The sequence below is a fragment of the Pseudomonas sp. PS02302 genome, from assembly GCF_029959585.1.
Classification (GTDB): domain Bacteria; phylum Pseudomonadota; class Gammaproteobacteria; order Pseudomonadales; family Pseudomonadaceae; genus Chryseomonas; species Chryseomonas aestiva.
Genome location: NZ_JASCON010000095.1, coordinates 1 through 19475 on the forward strand (window position 1 = coordinate 1; position 19475 = coordinate 19475).

Sequence of the window (19475 nt, forward strand, 5' to 3'; positions counted from 1 at the left end):
ACCCTCACCCCAACCCTCTCCCAGGGGGAGAGGGGGCAAATCGGCGCGTGCGAACAGTCTCGTAGGTTGGGCTGAGCGAAGCGAAGCCCAACACCCGATGCCAACTCACAAGCACCCTCTCCCCAACCCTCTCTCAAGGGGAGAGGGGGCAAATCGCCGCGTGCGAACAGTCTCGTAGGTTGGGCTGAGCGCAGCGAAGCCCAACACCCGCTGCCAACCCACAACCACCCTCACCCCAACCCTCTCCCAGGGGGAGAGGGGGCAAATCGGCGCGTGCGAACAGTCTCGTAGGTTGGGCTGAGCACCGCGAAGCCCAGCACCCCTCCCCACTCCACGCCCCTCAACGATGCCGGGTCGTCGAACTCAGCTTGTACCTGTCGCCCGGATGCAGCAGTCGTACATAGCTGACCAGGTGTTCGTCCGACCAGGTCCGGCGGATCATCGACAGGCAGGCCGCCCCCTCGGCGATGTCCAGCCAGCGAGCGGTCTGGGCATTGGCCAGTACCGCCTCGACGATGTGCTCCACATCGCTGATCGGACAGCTGGCCACCAGCACCTCGTTGGGGGTCTGGCGGCTGAAGTCGCTTTCCAGGTAGTGCGGCACCCAGCGCGGATTGACGTAACGATCTTCCAGCTGGATGGGCAGGCCGTTCTCGCGATGCACCAGGATGCTGTGGAACACCTGGCTGCCAATCCGCAGCCCCAGGCGCAGAGCCACCTCGTCGTCGGCGGCGATGGCCTCGCTGCGCAGCACCTCGTTGGAATACGCATGCCCCCGGGCGCGTACCTCGGCGGCGATGTTCATCACCTCGTGCAGCGAGGATTCGGCCTTGCGCTCGATGACGAAGGTGCCGAGCCCCGCCTGGCGCATCAGGTAGCCCTGCTGCACCAGGCGGGTGATGGCCTTGTTGGCGGTCATGCGGCTGACGGCGAAATCCCGCGCCAGCTGCTCCTCGGTAGGAATCTGGTGATGCACCGGGTAGGCACCACCCTGGATGCGTTCGAGCAGGAAGTCCTCGATCACCTTGTAGCGCGGGGGTGTCGTGCTGCTCACGCGAACTCCAGGCCGGAAAATGGGACGCCGATGATAACGCGCGGTCCGGCGTTCTGGCTGCCGGACCGCGTCCGTCTCAGAGACTGGGCAGCAGCCTGGGCGTGACCAGCGCGTTCAGGCAGCCGCTGGCCAGCAGCGCGCTGGCGGCCTCGATGTCGGGGGCGAAGAAGCGGTCTTCCTGGTAGTAGGGCACCTGCTCGCGCAGCAGGCTGCGCGCCCTTTCCAGGCGTTCCGAACTCTTCAGGCCGTGACGGAAGTCCAGGCCCTGGCAGGCGCCCAGCCACTCGATGGCGAGGATACCGCGCACGTTCTCGGCCATGGCCCACAGCCGCTTGCCGGCATTGGGCGCCATGGACACGTGGTCTTCCTGGTTGGCCGAGGTGGGCAGGCTGTCGACGCTGGCCGGATGGGCCAGGGCCTTGTTGTCGCTGGCCAGGGCGGCGGCGGTGACCTGGGCGATCATGAAGCCGGAATTGACCCCGCCGTTCTCCACCAGGAAGGGCGGCAGCTGGGACATGTGCCGGTCCATCATCAGCGAGGTGCGCCGCTCCGACAGGGCGCCGATCTCGGCCAGGGCCAGGGCCAGGTTGTCGGCGGCCATGGCCACCGGCTCGGCGTGGAAGTTGCCACCGGAGATGACGTCGCCCTCCTCGGCGAATACCAGGGGGTTGTCGGACACGGCGTTGGCTTCCACCTCCAGGACCTCGGCGGCCTGGCGCAACTGGGTCAGGCAGGCACCCATCACCTGGGGCTGGCAGCGCAGCGAATAGGGGTCCTGGACCTTGTCGCAATTGGCATGGGAGCGGGACACCTCGCTGCTGGCAGTGAGCAGCTCGCGATAGGCCGCGGCCACGTCGATCTGGCCGCGCTGGCCCCGCGCGGCATGGATGCGCGCATCGAAGGGCGCCCGGGAACCGAGCATGGCCTCGACGCTCAGGCCGCCGCAGACCGTGGCCGCGGCGAACAGGTCTTCGCCCTCGAACAGCCCGCGCAAGGCATAGGCGGTGGACACCTGGGTGCCATTGAGCAGCGCCAGGCCCTCCTTGGCGGCCAGGGTTATGGGTTCGAGACCCGCCACCGCCAGCGCCTCGCGGGCCGGCAGCCACTGGCCCCGGTAGCGCGCCTTGCTCTCGCCGATCAGCACCAGCGACAGGTGCGCCAGCGGCGCCAGGTCACCGGAAGCCCCTACCGAACCCTTGAGCGGAATGTGCGGATAGACCTCGGCATTGATCAGGCCGATCAGAGCTTCGATGACCTGGCGGCGGATGGCGGAAAAGCCACGGGCCAGGCTGTTGACCTTGAGCAGCAGGATCAGCCGCACCAGATCGTCGTCCAGTGCCTCGCCCACCCCGGCGGCATGGGACAGCACCAGGGAGCGCTGCAGCTTTTCGAGATCCGCCGGCGCGATCCGCGTCGAGGCCAGCAGCCCGAAGCCGGTGTTGATGCCATAGGCGGTCCGGCCTTCGGCCAGGATGTTTTCCACGCAGGCCACGCTGGCATCGATGGCCGGGTAAGCCGCCGGATCCAGCTCGACGCGCAGCGGCTGCTGATAGGCCTGGCGCAGCTGGGCCAGGTCGAGGGTGCCGGGTTTGAGGATCAGGGTATTCATCGATCAGACTCCTTTGCCGATCATGGGCAGCTTCAGACCCTGCGCGCGGGCACAGTCGATGGCGATGTCGTAGCCGGCGTCAGCGTGACGCATCACCCCGGTGGCCGGATCATTGTGCAGGACCCGGGCGATGCGGGCCGCGGCGGCGTCGGTGCCGTCGCAGACGATGACCATGCCGGAGTGCTGGGAGAAGCCCATCCCCACCCCGCCGCCGTGGTGCAGCGAGACCCAGGTGGCACCGCTGGCGGTATTGAGCAGGGCATTGAGCAGCGGCCAGTCGGAGACGGCATCGGAGCCGTCCTGCATGGCCTCGGTCTCGCGGTTGGGGCTGGCCACCGAGCCGGAGTCCAGGTGGTCGCGACCGATGACGATGGGCGCCTTGAGTTCGCCGCTGCGCACCATCTCGTTGAAGGCCAGGCCCAGCTTGGCCCGCTGGCCCAGACCGACCCAGCAGATGCGTGCCGGCAAGCCCTGGAAGGCGATGCGCTCGCGGGCCATGTCCAGCCAGCGGTGCAGGTGGGCATCGTCGGGGATCAGCTCCTTGACCTTGGCGTCGGTGCGCTGGATGTCCTCGGGATCGCCCGACAGCGCGGCCCAGCGGAAGGGGCCGATGCCGCGACAGAACAGCGGGCGGATATAGGCCGGGACGAAGCCCGGGAAGGCGAAGGCATCGGCGACGCCGGCTTCCTGGGCCATCTGGCGGATGTTGTTGCCGTAGTCGAAGGTCGGGACGCCGCGCTTCTGGAAGTCGAGCATGGCCTGGACGTGCACGGCCATGGACTGCTTGGCGGCCGTGACCACCCCAGCCGGATCGGTGGCTGCACGATCCCGGTATTCGGCCCAGGTCCAGCCGATCGGCAGATAGCCGTTGAGGGGGTCGTGGGCGCTGGTCTGGTCGGTGACCATATCCGGGCGCACGCCGCGGCGGACCAGTTCGGGCAGGATCTCGGCGGCGTTGCCCAGCAGGGCGACGGAGACCGCGGCACCGGCGGCGGTGTGCCGGGCGATGCGCGCCAGGGCGTCGTCCAGGTCGCTGGCCTGTTCGTCCACATAGCGGGTCTTGAGACGGAAATCGATACGGCTCTGCTGGCACTCGATGTTCAGCGAACAGGCGCCGGCCAAGGTCGCGGCCAGGGGCTGGGCACCGCCCATGCCGCCGAGACCGGCGGTGAGCACCCAGCGGCCGCGCAGGTCACCCTGGTAATGCTGACGCCCGGCCTCGACAAAGGTCTCGTAGGTGCCCTGGACGATGCCCTGGCTGCCGATGTAGATCCAGCTGCCGGCGGTCATCTGGCCGTACATGGCCAGGCCCTTGGCATCCAGTTCGTTGAAGTGCTCCCAGCTGGCCCAGTGCGGTACCAGGTTGGAGTTGGCGATCAGCACCCGCGGGGCGTCGGCGTGGGTCCTGAATACCCCCACCGGCTTGCCCGATTGCACCAGCAGGGTCTCGTCGTCGCCCAGTTCCTTGAGGGTGGCGACGATGCGGTCGTAGCTTTCCCAATCGCGCGCCGCCCGGCCGATGCCCCCATAGACCACCAGCTCCTCGGGATTTTCCGCGACCGCGGGATCGAGATTGTTCATCAGCATGCGCAGCGGCGCCTCGGTCAGCCAGCTCCTGGCATTGAGCTGGGTGCCGCGGGGGGCGCGGATCTCACCTTCACGAAAGCGGGTCATGGAATCTTCCTCTCTTGTTGTTCGCGGCAGGCCCTAGAGGTCCAGTGCCAGGGTATGGATCAGCCGCGCCGCGACCCGGGCCGTGCGGCCGTCCTGGTCGAGCGCGGGATTGAGTTCGGCGACGTCGGCCAGCCGCAGCTTGCCGCTGGTCTTGAGCCGGCGGATCAGGGGTTCCAGCAGCGCGAGGCTCACGCCATGGGCGGCGGGGGCGCTGACCCCCGGCGCCTCGCCCGCGGGCAACACATCCAGGTCGAAGGTCAGATAGAGGGCATCGCAACCGGCGACGAAGGCGTCCAGCTCGGCGCCGATCCGTTCCAGGCTGCCCTCGCGGATCTCGTGGTCTTCGCGGATCAGCACATCCAGCTCGGCGGCACGCCTGAGCAGCGTGCAGGTATTCGCCGCCAGGCTCAGGCCCAGGCAGGCATAGCGGAAAGGCCAGCCATGGGTGGCGCAGTGCGCGGCGATCTGGGCGAAGGGCGTGCCGGAGGTCGCTCCCCGAGTCGGATCGCGCAGGTCCAGGTGGGCGTCGAAATTGACGATGCCGATGCGCGGCTTGGGCAGGGTCCTGGCCAGGTGCAGCGCCAGGCCCGACCAACTGGCCCAGGCCACCTCATGACCGCCGCCCAGTACCAGCGGCAGGTGACCGGCCTCCAGCAAGAGGCACACACCCTCGGCCAGGCGCTGCTGGGCGCCGTCCAGATCACCGTCGGCGCAGCGGATATCTCCGGCGTCATAGGCCGGCCCCTGCCGCTGCCAGGCCACATTGGCCAGGGCGCGGCGCAGAGCGCCAGGACCCTCGGCAGCACCGGGGCGACCCTGATTGCGCCGCACCCCCTCGTCACAGGCGAAACCCAGCAGCGCCATACCCGGCGGGCTGCCCGCGGCCAGCGGCTGGATGCACTGGTGCCAGCGCAGGGCGTCGGCTTCCGGATCGGTACGGCCGGTCCAGCCTTCCAGGGTCTGGCGATCAGCGAGCATGCTGTACCTCCCCGCCGAAAACGCGCTGACGCAGGCGGCCCGGACGCACCTCATAGGCCAGCTCCGCCGGCTGATCGACATCCCACAGGCAGAGCTCCGCCGGGGCGCCCACCTGGATGCGGCCCAGCTCCGGGCGCCCCAGGGCCTGGGCGGCGTGGGCGGTCATGCCGGCCAGGGCCTCGCGGGGCGTGAGGCGAAACAGGGTGCAGCCCAGGTGCGCGATCAGGGTAGGCAGATAGAGCGGCGAGGTGCCGGGATTGGCGTCACTGGCCAGCGCCATGGGCACCCCGTGGCGACGCAGCAGTTCGACCGGTGGATGTTGAGTCTCGCCCAGCATCAGGAAGGCGCCAGGCAGCAGCACGGCGACGGTGCCGGCGGCGGCCAGGGCGCGCACCCCGGCTTCGTCGAGATACTCAACATGGTCCGCCGACAAGGCGCCCAGCCGCGCGGCCAGGGCGCTGCCGCCCAGGTTGGACAGCTGCTCGGCATGGGCCTTGATCGGCAGACCGTGCGCCCGTGCCGCCTGGAAGACTCTTTCGCACTGGGCCGGTGAGAAGGCGATGCCTTCGCAGAAGACGTCCACCGCATCGGCCAGCCCTTCGGCCACCGCGGCCGGGATCATCTCCTGGCAGACCAGCTCGACGTAGCCGTCGGCATCGCCCTGGAATTCCGGCGGCACGGCATGGGCGCCCAGCAGCGTGGTGATCACCCGGACCGGCAGCGCCTCGCCCAGCTGGCGGGCGACCCGCAGCAGCTTGAGTTCGTCGGCCACCGTCAGGCCGTAGCCGGACTTGATCTCGACGGTGGTGACACCCTCGTCGATCAGCGCCTGCAACCGTGGCCGGCTGCTGGCGAACAGGTCCGCCTCGCTGGCGGCCCGGGTGGCGCGCACCGTACCGAGGATGCCGCCACCCGCGCGGGCGATCTCGGCGTAGCTCGCCCCCTCCAGCCGCTGCTCGAATTCCCCGGCACGCTGGCCGGCATGGACCAGGTGGGTATGGCAATCCACCAGCCCGGGCGTCATGACCCCGCCCTCCCCGGCCAGCTCGGCCCCCTCGCCCAGCGCGGGCTGGAAGCCGGCTTCCGGCCAAAGACCCGTGATGCGGCCAGCGTCCACCCGCACGGCCATGGGCGTGGGCCGGGTCTGGAGGCCATCGAACAGGGTGACGTGGCGCCAGAGCAGCAGTTGGGTAGCGACGGACATGGTGACCTCCCCGGTTAATGTATATACATTTAATCGAGAGTCGATTGATCGTCAAGCAGGTAGAGCTGCTCCCTGGCTACGAAGCCAGCAGAATGCTAATGGCGAGGCAACGGAGCTCGATTCCGGGGAAAGACGACAGTCATTTTGTATAGACAATAAGAAGGTGCGGAGACACAGGGGCGAGTCGCCTGTTGCCATAACCCAGCGCAGGCCGGCCGCACCTGGGGCGCTATCTCGACAATCGCCACAGTCAGAGACGCCTCTACGAGCGCGTGCGACAGTCGATCGCGGTCTCTTACCAGGAGTGATAGAGCTGAACGCCTGCTCGGACAACCCCCTCTCCCCGCGGGAGAGGGTTGGGGGTGAGAGCGCCCCTTGCCACGCAGTCCCAGTGGAAAAGGCTGCGCCGTTTTCCACGCTACGGCGCTGTAGGTAGGTGTTCCATAGCTGGAGTTCCTGCCAAGCCAAACACGTTACAGCGGCGTCACCGTCACCTCGACCACCGGATCGTGATCGCCGCCACCGAGGATCACCCCGCGCAGCGGCGAGACGTCGGTGAAGTCGCGGCCCCAGGCCAGGGTGATGTGTTCCAGGTCCGGCAGGACGTCGTTGGTAGGATCGAAGTCGACCCAGCCCAGCCGCGGGCAATGCACGCTGACCCAGGCGTGGGAGGCATCGGCGCCGATCAGCCGCGGCTTGCCGGGGGGCGGCCGGGTCAGCAGATAGCCGCTGACGTAGCGCGCCACCAGCCCCAGGCCACGCAGGCAGGCCAGCATCAGGTGGGCGAAGTCCTGGCAGACGCCGTGGCGGTGCTCCAGCACCTCGCGCAGGGGCGTCGCCACCTGGGTGGCGGTGGCGTCGAAGCGGAATTCGCGGTGGATCTTTTCCATCAGCGCCCGGCAGCCCAGCAACAGGGGACGGCCCGGTGGGAAACACTCCTCGGCGAAGCGGGCGAAGATGCCGTCCAGCGGCACCGCCGGGGATTCGAAGCGGAAGTGATGGACGTCCAGCGACAGCTGGGCGGCGGGATAGCGCAGGCCGTCACGGACCCCCTCCCAGGCGGGCGAATCCGCCAGCCTGAGACCGGCGCGGGAATCCACCTCCACTTCCAGCTCGGTGCCGACATAGAGTTCGTCGTGGGGTCGCTCGAAGGACAATCGCGTCAGCGGGTTGCCGAAGGCGTCCCAGGCGTCCTGGCGCTGGGTCGGCTGCGGCAGGATCACCAGTTGCCGGGACAGGCAGCGTTGCCAGGCGCAGTCGCGCGGCAACAGGTGCAGCAGCTGCTGCGACAGCGACACCGGCGTCGCGTAGCGGTAGTGGGTGTCGTGCTGGATGCGATAGCGGACCTGATTCATCACATGGACACCGTGCGCTGGCTGACGGCGTCGACATGGGCGAAGCAGCGATAGATGACCCGCTCGGACAGCTGGCTGCTGGCCTCGGCGACCTGCCGCAGCAGGCGCGCCAGCCCCTGCTGCACCTCGACCCGACCGGCGTCGCCGAACAGGGTGTTCTCCAGGGTCGCGAGGTCGAAGCGGCGCAGGCGATCGTAGGCATCGTGCAGCGCCGGATCGCGCGGCAGGCCGTAGTAGCGTTCCAGGTGCTCCACGGCATTGATCAGCGCATGCAGCTGGAAGCGGATCGAATAGGGGTTGTGCTCGTGCAGCATCAGCAGGTCCAGCACCGGGATCAGCTGGGGCGCCGCCTGGTAGCGCGACCGATAGGTGATGATGCTGTTACCCAGCTCCAGCAGCCATTCCAGGCCGGCCGCGTCCCAGGTGGCGCCGCCTTCGAGAAAGTGCGCCAGGCTGCCGGCGAGGAATTGCACCCGCTCGATGCGCCGGCCGATCATCAGGAAGCGCCAGCTCTCGTCATGGGTCATGTCGTCGAAGGTGAAGCCGGCCACCGCCGCCAGCGCCATCACCAGGCGGTTGAGACTCTGCAGCGCCTCGCCCGGCTCGCTGCCGACCTGACCCAGGCCATGGGCCTCGCGCTCCACCTCGCGGATGGCGCGCCAGTTCTCCGGCGACAGCCGGCCACGCACCTGGGCCGCGGCCCAATGCAGGCGCTGCAGATTGGCGCCCAGGCCGCTGGGAAAGTCACCCGGCCCCAGGGCCGCGCGCAGTTGCTCCGCCAGCCGGCCATCCGCCGGCAGCAACTCCAGGGCCGTGGCCAGATCGATGGCCGACTGCACCGCCGGCCCGCCGTCATCGGCATCGAGGTGGCGACTCAGGACGATCCGCAGCAGGCGCGCGGCATCCTCGCAGCGCTCGCTGTAGCGACCGTACCAGAACAGATTCTCGGCGGTACGCGAGGGCAGGAAGGGGTCCTTGCGCACCAGGTCGCGCACCCCCAGCACCCGCGCTCCGGGCACCTCGGCGGCGCCGCGACTGCCACCCAGCACCCAGGTGTCCTTGCTCGATCCGCCGCGCTGCATGGACACCACCGCGGCGCCCTCGTGGGCGACCCGGGTCAGGCCGCCAGGCATCACCCAGTAGCCGTCTTCGCTGGCCACCGCATAGACGCGCATGCCGATGGCGCGCGACTGCAGACTGCCGCCCTGCCAGACCGGCGCCTGGGACAGCTGGATGCGCTCCTGGGCCACATAGGCATGGGGCGTGGCCAGGATGCGCGCGCGCAGATCGGCCAGTCCCGCGGCATCCAGCGCCTTGCCGAACACCGGCTCGAAGCCCTGGGCCGGATAGGCCGGCTTGATCACCAGCTCCGCCAGCCGCGCCAGGGCCGCTTCCCGCACCGGCGTCTCGCCGCACCACCAGGTGGCGACGGAGGGCAGCGCCAGGGTCTCGCCGAGCAGCGCCTGGCAGACGCCGGGCAGAAAGCCCAGCAGGCCGGGCGACTCCAGCAGGCCGCTGCCCAGGGCATTGGCCATGATGACGTTGCCCTGGCGCACCGCTTCCAGCAGGCCGGGTACGCCCAGCGCCGAATCGGTGCGCAATTCCAGCGGATCGCAGAAGTCGTCGTCCAGCCGGCGGAACACCGCGTGGACGCGCCTCAGCCCGCTCAGGGTCTTCAGATAGAGGCAGGCGTCGCGCACCGTGAGGTCCTGGCCTTCCACCAGCGGAAAGCCCAGTTGCCGGGCCTGGTAGAGGTGCTCGAAGTAGGTCTCGTTGTAGCGTCCCGGCGTCAGCAGCACCGCCAGCGGTGCCTCCTCGCCGGTGTCCAGGCCGGTGCTCAGGGTGCGCTGCAGGGCCTGGAAGTAGCCATTGAGTGGCTGGACCTGCAGATCGCGGTGCAACTCGGGAAAGGCCCGCGCCACGATGTGGCGGTTTTCCAGGGCGTAGCCGGCGCCGGAGGGCGCCTGGGTGCGATCGGCCAGCACCCACCAGCGGCCATCGGGCGCGCGCGCCAGATCCACCGCATAGACGTGCAGCCAGGTATCGCCCGGCGTGCGCATTCCCTGGCAGGCCCAGAGGAAGTTGTTGTGACCGAACACCAGCTCCGGCGGCAGCAGCCGCTCGTGCAGCAGGCGCTGCTCGCCATAGAGATCGCCCAGTACCCGGTTCAGCAGGCGCGCCCGCTGCGCCACGCCGGCCGCCAGGGGTGCCCACTCCTCCGCCGAGATCAGTTGCGGCAGCAGGTCCAGCGCCCAGGGCCGGTCGCTGCCCTTGGGATCGGCATAGACGTTGTAGGTCACGCCGTTTTCCTGGATCTGCCGGGCGATCAACGCCTGGCGCTGATCGAGCTGCGCGGGTCGCAGTCCGGCCAGATGGCCGTAGAAGCGGCGCCAGGGCGGCCGCACGCCACCCCGCGGACTCCAGAGTTCGTGGTAGCTGCCGGTCATGTCACTGGCATTGCGGGAAGCGTTCGGGGGCATGGTCGGAGGACGGCTGACAGGGTGCGCGAGCAGGTTCGGAGGGGTCGCCTCGACAGGCACGCCGGAGCGCACGCGCCGGTTGCGACCGGTAACCTAGGGTAGTGATGTGCGTCGGGATGCGCCACCGCTAACGCTGGCCGCCGCTGCCTGTGGCGCGGCGCCCGGTGCGGGAGCCGATCCCAGAGCCCTCGCCGGCCGTCCCAGGCGACGAACAACCCGGAACTCCCGGGTCGAGCCGCTCTACTAATCCGCTAGCAAGACGCCGGCGCTCCGCCGACGTCCGACGTGGCCGCTTTCGCCAGGGCCGCTCTCGCCAGGTATCAGCCCCATGCGCAATTTTCTCGGAAGCTACAGCTCGAATCGTCAGCAACGCAACGCCCTGCGCGCCCTGCCCGTCCAGCGCAAGGTCGCCAACTGCACCTGCGGCCAGGCCATCTTCTTTCCCAACAGCGAGTGCCTGGCCTGCGGCAACGCCCTGGGCTACGCCCCGGACCAGGGCACGCCGACGGCGCTGCTGCCAGGCGAAGGCGGCCTCTGGCAACTACCCGAGGCGACCAGCGCGCTCTATCGCCGCTGCGCCAACCTGGACATGCCCGCCGCCTGCAACTGGCTGGTACCGGCCGACTCGGGAGAAAACTTCTGCGTGGCCTGCCAGCTCAATCACACCATCCCGGACCTGTCCTTCGACGGCAACGGCGAGCGCTGGCGCAAGCTGGAGCTGGCCAAGCGGCAACTGGTCGCCCAGTTGCTGGGCCTGGGACTGCAGGTGATCCCCCAGACCGTGGATGCCGAGCACGGCCTCGCCTTCGACTTCCTCGCCCCCGACGCCACCGGCACCCCCACCACCGGTCACGCCAATGGCCTCATCACCCTGAACATCCTCGAAGCGGACGATGCCCACCGGGAAAAGGTCCGCGCCGACATGCACGAACCCTATCGCACCCTGCTCGGGCACTTCCGCCACGAGGTCGGGCACTACTACTTCGATCGCCTGGTCGCCGGCACCGACTGGGAAGAACCCTTCCGCGCCCTGTTCGGCGACGAACGCGCCGACTATGGCCAGGCGCTCCAGCGCCACTACGAGCAGGGCGCACCGGCAGGCTGGGAGAGCCAGTACGTCAGCGCCTACGCCACCATGCACCCCTGGGAGGACTGGGCGGAGACCTGGGCGCACTACCTGCACATGATGGATACCCTGGCCACCGCCGCCAGCCTGGGCATGAACGCCGGCAGCCTGCAACTGGACTTCCAGCCGTTCACCCGCGAGGCGCTGTACGAGGCCGAGGATCGCAGCGACGACGAATTCCTCGGCTTCGCCAATGCCTGGATCGAATTGGCGGCCATGCTCAACGAACTGTCGCGCAGCATGGGCCAGCCGGACTTCTATCCCTTCGCCCTGCCCGCCCCGGTGATCGCCAAGCTGCACTTCATCCACAAGGTCATCCACTCGGCCCAGCCCAGCGTGCTGGAACAGGGCCTGGCCGCGGATGACACCACGGCCGGTGCCACCCTGGGCGCTACCCTCTGATCGGGGTCCTGCTCACCCGAGCAGGACGATGCCCCAGACCACGGCGATGATGATCATGGCCACGAACTGCGCAGCGCTGCCCAGATCCTTGGCGTTCTTCGACAGTTCGTGCCAGTCCAGGGAAATGCGGTCCACCACCGCCTCGATGGCGGCGTTGAACAGTTCGACCACCAGCGACAGCAGGCAGACCGCCACCAGCAGCGCCCGCTCGCCGCGACTGACGTCCAGCCAGAAGGCCAGGGGCACCAGCACCACATTGAGCATCACCAGCGAACGAAAGGCCGCTTCCTGGCGAAAGGCCGTGCGCAGGCCGGCCAGGGAATAGCCGGTGGCATTGATGACCCGGCGCAGACCGGTCTTGCCTTTGTAGGGAGAGATCACCGAAAGCTCCATCCAGCAGGGGCGAACCGCCGATCCGGATGGACGGCAGCTGCCAGAAAGTGAAAGTCGAGGGTCGCGCCCGGTTCAGGCGCCGACAGCGCCTGGGTCAGCTGGAGGTGCTCTCCAGTTGCTGCAGCAGCAGCGCCGCCTGGGTGCGGGTGCGAACGCCGAGCTTGCGAAAGATGGCCGTGGCATGGGCCTTGACCGTGGCCTCGGAGACATTGAGCTCGAAGGCGATCTGCTTGTTGAGCAGGCCTTCGCAGAGCATGGTCAGCACTCGGAATTGCTGGGGGGTGAGACTGGCGAGTCCGGCGCTGGCGGCCTTGGCTTCCTCGCTCAGGGCGGGGGCGCCTTCCACCTGGGGCGGCCACCAGGTATCGCCATCCAGCACCTGACTGACCGCCTGCTGCAGGGTGCTCAGATCGCTGGACTTGGGAATGAAGCCACTGGCGCCGAATTCCCGGGCGCGCTGCACCACCGCCGGTTCTTCCTGGGCCGAGATCATCACCACCGGCACCTGGGGATACTGGCCCCGCAGGAGGACCAGTCCGGAAAAGCCATAGGCGCCGGGCATGTTGAGATCGAGCAGGACCAGATCCCAGTCGGTGCGCTCGGCCAGGCAGGCCTGGAGTTCGGCGATGTCGGCCACCTCGGTGAGCCGTGCCTGGGCGCCCAGGCCCAGGGTCAGGGCCTGCTGCAGCGCGCTGCGAAACAGCGGATGATCGTCGGCGATCAGTATCTGGTAGGCAGCCGCCATGGTGTAGCTTTCCTTGTTGTCGTGAGCGCCCACGTCGACCAGGTAGCTGGCGCACGGGCTGCACGCAAGCATGCCGAACGGCGCGGACGGGGGCAAGGCCGGGCGGACCGCGGACGGTAGGCAAGGCCCTGCGGTTTGCGGCACAGTTGCCGTTTTGCCCAAGAGACGTCCCATGCCCAGCGCCGCCCTGCGTGCCGATCTGCTCATGCTGCTCACCGCCCTCATCTGGGGTAGCGCCTTCATCGCCCAGACCGGCGGCATGGAGCACATCGGCCCCTTTCTCTATACCGGCCTGAGATTCGCCCTGGGCGCCCTCACCCTGTTGCCGCTGCTGTTGTTCCTGCGCCGCCGCGGCCGCCAGCAGCGCCTGACCCGCGACACCTTCAAGGGCGGCCTGCTGATGGGCCTGGTACTGACCCTGGGCATCAACCTGCAGCAGGTCGGCCTGCTGTTCACCAGCGTGACCAACTCCGGCTTCATCACCGGCCTCTATGTCATCGTGGTGCCGCTGCTGGGGCTGCTGCTCGGCCAGCGCAGCCACCTGGGCACCTGGATCGGCGCCAGCCTGGCGGTGGTCGGCATGGGCCTGCTGAGCATCGGCGACAATTTCCACGTGGCCTCGGGCGATCTGCTGCAACTGGCCGGCGCCCTGGCCTGGGGGGTCCATGTGCTGCTGGTGGGACACTATTCCAGTCGCCACGACGCCACGGTGCTGTCGATCCTGCAATTCGGGGTCTGCGCCGTGCTCAGCCTGGCACTGGCGCTGGCCTTCGAGCCGATCCAGTCGACCGGGATCGTCCTGGCCCTGCCCGAGTTGCTCTATGGCGGCGTGATCGCCGCCGGCATCGGCTACACCCTGCAGGTCTTCGCCCAGCGCGGCGCCATCGCCTCCCATGCGGCGGTGATCTTTTCCCTGGAGGCGGTGTTCGCCGCCTTCTTCGGTGCCTGGCTGCTGGGCGAGGCCCTCAGCGGTCGTGGCTACCTGGGCTGCGGCCTGATGTTCGCCGGCATGCTCGCGGCCCAGCTCTGGCCACGCCAGGCGCCGGTGGAGATCAAGCCGGTCAACTAACCCCGCAGGGCCTTGAGTTGCCGGCTGGCCGGGCTGTCCGCCGCCAGCGGCAGGTGATGCTTGGCGTCCAGGTAGCGCTCGCTGAAGACATCCAGATAGGCCTCCAGCAGCCGACCGGCCGGTGCCTCGCCGGCCAGTTCCAGGCACAGGGCGGCGACCTCGGCGGTGCACAGGTGCTCGCCCCGGGTCGAGCGCCGCAGGCGATAGCGCGACAGGGCATTGGGCTGGAAGCTCAGCACCGGCAGTCGGTCCAGATAGGGACTCTTGCGAAACATCTTGCGCGCCTCGGTCCAGGTAGCATCCAGCAGCACGAACAGCGGGCGCTGACCGGGTGCCAGCGGCAGGCTCTCGACCACCCGCTCGGGCGCGGCGTACTCGCCGGGAAACACCAGCAGCGGTTGCCATTCCGGCTGCGCGAGCAATGCCGGCAGCGCCGGATCCACCGCCGTGCGACTCCAGCCGAAGGCCTGGGTGTCGGCCACCACGTCGGCGATCAGCCAACCGGTGTTGCTCGGCTTGAGCGGCTCGACGTCGTGCATCAGCAGGCACATGCCGGCATGGGTCTGGCGCAGGGGACGCAGGTCGCAGAGGCAGTGGCTGGGTGCCAGGCGGCAATTCGGGCAACGCGCCATGCGCGAGCCACGGGCGATGAAGGGCTTGATGCTGCGCGCCAGGCGCTCCTGGCGCAGACGGGCCACGGCATGCAGAGGGGTGTCGCTGATCGGGGTCATGCCGGGCTCGCGGGGCAAAAGCGCAGTTTACCAGAGCGATCGGGATGCCCGCGGCGGCCAGGCAGGTTACCCTGCGCAGACGCCCTGCGAACCCCCGCCCGCGACCACGGTCGAAACGGGCTCCTCTACGCTGGAGAACACGATGCCTCGTTTTGCTTTGCTCGCCCTGACCCTCGCCCTGCCCTTCACCGTCCAGGCGGCCGAGTCGCTCAAGGACCACGAGCTCAACCAGATGCTGCGCAAGGTGGCGACCGAGAGCAGCCAGGGCACGCCCCGCGCCATCAACGAAGACATCCTCGACCGCGGCTATACCGTGCAGGGCAAGCAGCTGATCAACAACCTCAGCGTCCGCCCGGCCCATGCCGCCCGCATGCGCGAGAATCCGGCCACGGTGCGGGTACAGCTCGCCGAAAGCGTCTGCCAAAACAATGGTTATCGCCAACTGCTGGCCCGTGGCGCCACCTTGGTCTATGACTTCACCGAATACCAGACCAACAAGCCGGTCATGGTCGAGCGCTTCCAGGCGGCCGACTGCGGCCTGGGCAAGTAAGCGGAGACCGCGGCCATGACCGAGGACAGCGACGACAGCTACCTGGCCCGCCACGTGGAGCCCAGCGCCGCCGACCTCGGTCAGCGCATCGACGAATTGCTGGAGCACGCCCTCCCGGGCGGCAGTCCCAACCTGGGCCTCTACCGCGAGATGCTGGTGACGGTGGTGCGCATGGCGCAGACCAATCCGGCACGCTGGGACGCCAAGATCATGCTGCAGACGCTCAAGGAGCTGGAGCAGGCCTTCCGCACCCTGGAGCGCTTCCGCCGGCGACGCAAGGTCACGGTATTCGGCTCGGCGCGGACCCGCATCGATCATGGCCTCTATGCCCTCGCCCGCGAACTGGGCAGTGCCCTGGCCCGCCGCGACATGATGGTCATCACCGGCGGCGGCGCCGGCATCATGGGCGCGGCCCACGAAGGCGCAGGGCCCGAGGCCAGTCTCGGCTTCAACATCACCCTGCCCTTCGAACAGCGCGCCAATCCCACCATCGAGGGCACGGATCACCTGCTGTCCTTTCACTTCTTCTATGTGCGCAAGCTATTCTTTCTCAAGGAGGCGGATGCCCTGGTGCTCTGCCCCGGCGGTTTCGGCACCCTGGACGAGACCTTCGAGGTGCTCACCCTGATCCAGACCGGCAAGAGTCCGCTGGTGCCGCTGGTCCTGCTGGACACCCCCGACGGCCACTTCTGGGACGACACCCTGGCCTATCTGCAGCGCAATCTGCTGGAAGAAGGCTACATCCTGCCCGCCGATCTCAAGCTGGTCCGGCTGGTACGCTCAGCGGAAGCCGCCGCCGCCGAGATCGAGCACTTCTATGGCAACTACCACTCCACCCGCCGACGTGACGGCCTGTTCCATATCCGCCTCAAGCACGCCCTGACACCGGCCTGTCTTGCACGCCTGGCAACCGATTTCGGCGACCTCTGCCGGACCCCGGGTTTCATCCAGCTGGCGCCCGGGGAAGGCCAGCCCGACGAAGCGGAATTCGCCCATCTGACACGCCTCGCCTTCGACTTCCACGGCCGTCACTACGGTCGTCTGCGCGAACTGGTGGACGAAATCAATCGGCCGGAGCATTGGGCAGCCACCTAGGTCGGCGCACCGCACCCCATGTTGGGCTTCGACGATAAAGCCGTCTCAACCCAACCTACCCCAGCTGCCCTTGTAGGTTGGCGCTGAGCGCAGCGAAGCCCAACAGCACGAGCCACAACCCACTACCGCCGGCTCAATACCCGGTTGATCCCGTCCATGGCATAGCCCCGGTAGGCCAGGAAGCGCCCTTGCTTGGCGCGTTCCTTGGCGTCGGCCGGTGGCGTGCCGAATTTCCGGCGCCAGACCTCTTCCAGCTGCGCCTGCCAGTCCACATCCGCTTCGCGCAGGGCCATTTCCACCTGCTCTCTTTTCAGGCCACGCTGGCCCAGTTCCTCGCGGATGCGCATGGGCCCGTAACCGGAGCGGGCGCGGCTGGCGATATAGCTCTCCAGATAGCGACTTTCATCGAGCAGGCCATCCTCGGCCAGGCGATCAAGTACGGGACCGAGCAGTTCCTCCTCGGCCCCACGCCGCCGCAGCTTGCGCGACAGCTCTTCACGGCCATGCTCGCGACGCGCCAGCAGATCCATGGCGGCGAAACGGATGGCAGCGGTGGTATCCAGCGGATTGCCCAAGGGTGATCCTCCTCATACGAAAACCCCCGCACGGGGCGGGGGTCGTCTGGAGCACTGGCAGGCGATCAGAGATCGACGTCAGCGCTTTCTTCAGCGGCCACTTCGGCCTTCTGATTGGTCGGCTGGCTCAGCAGCTTCTCGCGGATCGCCTTGTCCACGGCGCCCTTGATCTCGGGATTGTCTTCCAGGAACTTGGCAGCGTTGCCCTTGCCCTGGCCGATCTTGCTGCCCTGGTAGCTGTACCAGGCACCCGACTTCTCGATCAGACCCAGCTGCACGCCCAGATCGATGATCTCGCCGTTCAGGTAGATACCCTTGCCGTAGAGGATCTGGAACTCGGCCTGGCGGAACGGCGGTGCCACCTTGTTCTTGACCACCTTGACGCGGGTTTCGCTGCCGATCACCTCGTCGCCTTCCTTCACCGCGCCGATGCGACGGATGTCCAGGCGGACCGACGAATAGAACTTCAGGGCGTTACCGCCGGTAGTGGTCTCGGGGTTGCCGAACATCACCCCGATCTTCATGCGGATCTGGTTGATGAAGATGACCAGGCAGTTGGCGTTCTTGATGTTGCCGGTGATCTTGCGCAGCGCCTGGGACATCAGGCGCGCCTGCAGGCCCACGTGCATGTCACCCATCTCGCCTTCGATCTCGGCCTTGGGCACCAGGGCGGCCACGGAGTCGACGATGATGACGTCGACGGCGTTGGAGCGCACCAGCATGTCGGTGATTTCCAGGGCCTGTTCACCGGTATCCGGCTGGGACACCAGCAGGTCGTCGACATTGACGCCCAGCTTGCCGGCGTAGTCCGGATCCAGGGCATGTTCGGCGTCGACGAAGGCGCAGGTCGCGCCCTGCTTCTGGGCCTGGGCGATGACCGACAGGGTCAGGGTGGTCTTGCCCGAAGACTCGGGACCATAGATTTCGACGATCCGGCCCTTGGGCAGGCCACCGATGCCGAGGGCGATGTCCAGGCCCAGGGAACCGGTGGAAATCGCCGGAATGGCCTGGCGCTCGTGATCGCCCATGCGCATCACGGTGCCCTTGCCGAATTGCTTTTCGATCTGTCCCAAGGCCGCGGCCAGGGCACGCTTTTTGTTGTCGTCCATTAGATTCCTCTCGGAGAAAGAAGGGCCAGACGGCCGTGGATACCTGTATAAGTGAACAGTATTAAACCATAGTCGCCCTCCGGTTGCTACACCCGAGGGCCTTTTTCCTCGGCCAGAAAGGCCAATAGAACCTGCAGCGCGCGGACTTGGGTCTGCTGGCGAACGGCGGCGCGATCGCCGGCAAAGACCTGCCGTTCGGTGTACAACTTTTCGCCGTCGCGCCAGGCCAGCCAGACGGTGCCGACCGGCTTGCCCGGCACCGCGCCACCCGGCCCGGCGATACCGCTCACCGCGACCGCGAAGCGGGCACCGGCGCGCTGTTGCGCGCCCAGCGCCATGGCCGCCACCACCTCCTCGCTGACCGCGCCGACCTGCTCGAACAGCGCCTCGGGCACGTCCAGCTGCAGGGTCTTCTGGCGGTTGGAATAGGTGACGAAGCCGGCCTCGAACCAGGCCGAACTGCCGGCGACGCGGGTGATCGCCTCGGCGATGCCGCCACCGGTGCAGGATTCGGCGGTGGTGACCTGGGCGCCAGCCGCCTGCAGGGCTTCACCCAGTTGCCGGGCAAGACTGTCGAGGACGTCCATCGAGACCTTCCTGTGCAAGAGAGAACCTAAAAGATGACCGCAGCCAGCGACCGCCTGCGGCGACCACTGGTCGGCCTGCACCTTAGACCGGCTTGCCGACCCCCGTGAGAAAAGATTTACTGAAACCGGTTTCAGGCACCTACAAAATCCTAACAGCGGTACGCCATGAACGATGTCTTTCTCCCCGGTCCGCGCGCCACCCGTGCGACCATCGCCGAAGTGGCCGCCGCCGCCGGCGTGTCCAAGGCCAGCGTGTCTCGCTACATCAGCGACGATCGCCGTCTGCTGTCCGATTCCCTCGCCGCGCGCATCGAGCAGGCCGTGGTCGCCCTCGATTTCCAGCCCAACCAGATGGCCCGCGGTCTCAAGCGTGGTCGCAGCCGCCTGATCGGCATGCTGGTGGCCGATCTGCTCAATCCCTATTCCACCGCGGTGATGCATGGCGTGGAAACCGCCTGCCGCCAGCAGGGCTATTCGCTGCTGATCTGCAACACCGACCAGGACGCCCGCCAGGAGCGCCAGCAACTGGCCGCGCTGCAGTCCTACAGCATCGAAGGCCTGATCGTGAACACCTTTGGCCAGCACGCCGCCGACCTGCGCCATCTGGGCAGCCGCCTGCCACTGGTGCTGCTGGATCGCGAACTGCCGGGCGTGGGGGGGGGGGGGGGGGGGGGGGGCGCCCCCCCCCCCCCCCCCCCCCCCGGGGGGCCCCCCCGCCCCCCCCCCGGGGGGGGCCCCG

Annotated in this window: 18 protein-coding genes; 5 read left to right on the plus strand and 13 right to left on the minus strand. The window is 68.1% G+C overall.

The window, feature by feature from the left end; all coding sequences use genetic code 11:
• Positions 1-340: 340 nt before the first annotated feature.
• The 7 genes from hutC to QMX82_RS22685 all read right to left on the minus strand — a co-directional run bounded on the left by hutC (position 341) and on the right by QMX82_RS22685 (position 10354).
• The gene (gene hutC, locus QMX82_RS22655; RefSeq protein ID WP_208694474.1) at positions 341-1054 is read right to left on the minus strand and encodes a histidine utilization repressor; all 714 of its coding nucleotides are present in this window, start codon (positions 1052-1054) and stop codon (positions 341-343) included.
• A 76-nt stretch (positions 1055-1130) separates the two neighbouring features.
• Positions 1131-2663: a histidine ammonia-lyase gene (gene hutH, locus QMX82_RS22660; RefSeq protein WP_208694473.1), complete on the minus strand. Its 1533-nt coding sequence runs from the start codon at positions 2661-2663 to the stop codon at positions 1131-1133.
• 3 nt (positions 2664-2666) lie between these two features.
• On the minus strand, positions 2667-4337 hold the full coding sequence (gene hutU / locus QMX82_RS22665; RefSeq protein WP_208694472.1) for a urocanate hydratase: 1671 nt from the start codon (positions 4335-4337) through the stop codon (positions 2667-2669).
• A gap of 33 nt (positions 4338-4370) precedes the next feature.
• Complete coding sequence (gene hutG / locus QMX82_RS22670; protein ID WP_208694471.1) at positions 4371-5315, minus strand: formimidoylglutamase; 945 nt, start codon at positions 5313-5315, stop codon at positions 4371-4373.
• The gene (hutI, locus tag QMX82_RS22675) at positions 5305-6519 is read right to left on the minus strand and encodes an imidazolonepropionase (protein WP_208694470.1); all 1215 of its coding nucleotides are present in this window, start codon (positions 6517-6519) and stop codon (positions 5305-5307) included. Before hutI ends, hutG begins: the two co-directional genes overlap by 11 nt.
• Before the next feature lie 473 nt (positions 6520-6992).
• Positions 6993-7874 (minus strand): transglutaminase family protein, encoded by an 882-nt coding sequence (locus QMX82_RS22680; RefSeq protein ID WP_208694469.1) that lies wholly within the window; start codon positions 7872-7874, stop codon positions 6993-6995.
• Positions 7874-10354 (minus strand): circularly permuted type 2 ATP-grasp protein, encoded by a 2481-nt coding sequence (locus QMX82_RS22685; RefSeq protein WP_208694468.1) that lies wholly within the window; start codon positions 10352-10354, stop codon positions 7874-7876. Before QMX82_RS22685 ends, QMX82_RS22680 begins: the two co-directional genes overlap by 1 nt.
• A 328-nt stretch (positions 10355-10682) precedes the next feature.
• Between QMX82_RS22685 and QMX82_RS22690 the strand changes: the two genes are divergently transcribed.
• Positions 10683-11882, plus strand: a complete 1200-nt coding sequence (locus QMX82_RS22690; protein WP_208694467.1) for a zinc-binding metallopeptidase family protein — start codon at positions 10683-10685, stop codon at positions 11880-11882.
• A gap of 12 nt (positions 11883-11894) precedes the next feature.
• Here the strand turns inward: QMX82_RS22690 and QMX82_RS22695 are convergent, their stop codons facing one another.
• Positions 11895-12275 (minus strand): diacylglycerol kinase, encoded by a 381-nt coding sequence (locus tag QMX82_RS22695; RefSeq protein ID WP_178083871.1) that lies wholly within the window; start codon positions 12273-12275, stop codon positions 11895-11897.
• A gap of 94 nt (positions 12276-12369) precedes the next feature.
• Positions 12370-13020, minus strand: a complete 651-nt coding sequence (gene erdR / locus QMX82_RS22700; protein ID WP_133859994.1) for a response regulator transcription factor ErdR — start codon at positions 13018-13020, stop codon at positions 12370-12372.
• A 172-nt stretch (positions 13021-13192) separates the two neighbouring features.
• Between erdR and QMX82_RS22705 the strand changes: the two genes are divergently transcribed.
• Positions 13193-14089, plus strand: coding sequence for a DMT family transporter (locus QMX82_RS22705; protein WP_133859783.1), 897 nt, complete (start codon positions 13193-13195; stop codon positions 14087-14089).
• Here the strand turns inward: QMX82_RS22705 and QMX82_RS22710 are convergent.
• A complete protein-coding gene (locus QMX82_RS22710) occupies positions 14086-14820 on the minus strand; it encodes a tRNA-uridine aminocarboxypropyltransferase (protein ID WP_208694466.1) in 735 nt (244 codons plus the stop codon). The genes QMX82_RS22705 and QMX82_RS22710 overlap by 4 nt on opposite strands.
• A gap of 142 nt (positions 14821-14962) precedes the next feature.
• On the opposite strand from QMX82_RS22710, the gene QMX82_RS22715 reads away from it, so the two are divergent.
• The gene (locus tag QMX82_RS22715; RefSeq protein WP_027597050.1) at positions 14963-15370 is read left to right on the plus strand and encodes a quorum-sensing-regulated virulence factor family protein; all 408 of its coding nucleotides are present in this window, start codon (positions 14963-14965) and stop codon (positions 15368-15370) included.
• Positions 15371-15385: 15 nt separating this feature from the next.
• Complete coding sequence (locus QMX82_RS22720) at positions 15386-16465, plus strand: TIGR00730 family Rossman fold protein (RefSeq protein WP_282287788.1); 1080 nt, start codon at positions 15386-15388, stop codon at positions 16463-16465.
• Between the two features lie 122 nt (positions 16466-16587).
• Here the strand turns inward: QMX82_RS22720 and recX are convergent, their stop codons facing one another.
• The 3 genes from recX to QMX82_RS22735 all read right to left on the minus strand — a co-directional run bounded on the left by recX (position 16588) and on the right by QMX82_RS22735 (position 18736).
• Positions 16588-17040, minus strand: a complete 453-nt coding sequence (gene recX / locus QMX82_RS22725) for a recombination regulator RecX (RefSeq protein ID WP_158895966.1) — start codon at positions 17038-17040, stop codon at positions 16588-16590.
• A 65-nt stretch (positions 17041-17105) separates the two neighbouring features.
• Positions 17106-18149 (minus strand): recombinase RecA, encoded by a 1044-nt coding sequence (gene recA / locus QMX82_RS22730; RefSeq protein WP_208694464.1) that lies wholly within the window; start codon positions 18147-18149, stop codon positions 17106-17108.
• An 86-nt stretch (positions 18150-18235) separates the two neighbouring features.
• A complete protein-coding gene (locus tag QMX82_RS22735; RefSeq protein WP_208694463.1) occupies positions 18236-18736 on the minus strand; it encodes a CinA family protein in 501 nt (166 codons plus the stop codon).
• Between the two features lie 165 nt (positions 18737-18901).
• Here QMX82_RS22735 and QMX82_RS22740 point away from each other — a divergent pair.
• The coding region (locus QMX82_RS22740) for a LacI family DNA-binding transcriptional regulator (protein ID WP_282287790.1) at positions 18902-19475 on the plus strand (574 nt) is incomplete at its 3' end.

What these genes read in the sequence shown, in the direction of transcription:
- hutH (WP_208694473.1), bottom strand. Translation starts at nt 2,663, where the DNA reads ATGAATACCCTGATCCTCAAACCCGGCACCCTCGACCTGGCCCAGCTG.
- hutU (WP_208694472.1), bottom strand. Translation starts at nt 4,337, where the DNA reads ATGACCCGCTTTCGTGAAGGTGAGATCCGCGCCCCCCGCGGCACCCAG.
- hutG (WP_208694471.1), bottom strand. Translation starts at nt 5,315, where the DNA reads ATGCTCGCTGATCGCCAGACCCTGGAAGGCTGGACCGGCCGTACCGAT.
- hutI (WP_208694470.1), bottom strand. Translation starts at nt 6,519, where the DNA reads ATGTCCGTCGCTACCCAACTGCTGCTCTGGCGCCACGTCACCCTGTTC.
- QMX82_RS22680 (WP_208694469.1), bottom strand. Translation starts at nt 7,874, where the DNA reads ATGAATCAGGTCCGCTATCGCATCCAGCACGACACCCACTACCGCTAC.
- QMX82_RS22685 (WP_208694468.1), bottom strand. Translation starts at nt 10,354, where the DNA reads ATGCCCCCGAACGCTTCCCGCAATGCCAGTGACATGACCGGCAGCTAC.
- QMX82_RS22690 (WP_208694467.1), top strand. Translation starts at nt 10,683, where the DNA reads ATGCGCAATTTTCTCGGAAGCTACAGCTCGAATCGTCAGCAACGCAAC.
- QMX82_RS22695 (WP_178083871.1), bottom strand. Translation starts at nt 12,275, where the DNA reads ATGGAGCTTTCGGTGATCTCTCCCTACAAAGGCAAGACCGGTCTGCGC.
- erdR (WP_133859994.1), bottom strand. Translation starts at nt 13,020, where the DNA reads ATGGCGGCTGCCTACCAGATACTGATCGCCGACGATCATCCGCTGTTT.
- QMX82_RS22705 (WP_133859783.1), top strand. Translation starts at nt 13,193, where the DNA reads ATGCCCAGCGCCGCCCTGCGTGCCGATCTGCTCATGCTGCTCACCGCC.
- QMX82_RS22710 (WP_208694466.1), bottom strand. Translation starts at nt 14,820, where the DNA reads ATGACCCCGATCAGCGACACCCCTCTGCATGCCGTGGCCCGTCTGCGC.
- QMX82_RS22715 (WP_027597050.1), top strand. Translation starts at nt 14,963, where the DNA reads ATGCCTCGTTTTGCTTTGCTCGCCCTGACCCTCGCCCTGCCCTTCACC.
- QMX82_RS22720 (WP_282287788.1), top strand. Translation starts at nt 15,386, where the DNA reads ATGACCGAGGACAGCGACGACAGCTACCTGGCCCGCCACGTGGAGCCC.
- recA (WP_208694464.1), bottom strand. Translation starts at nt 18,149, where the DNA reads ATGGACGACAACAAAAAGCGTGCCCTGGCCGCGGCCTTGGGACAGATC.
- QMX82_RS22735 (WP_208694463.1), bottom strand. Translation starts at nt 18,736, where the DNA reads ATGGACGTCCTCGACAGTCTTGCCCGGCAACTGGGTGAAGCCCTGCAG.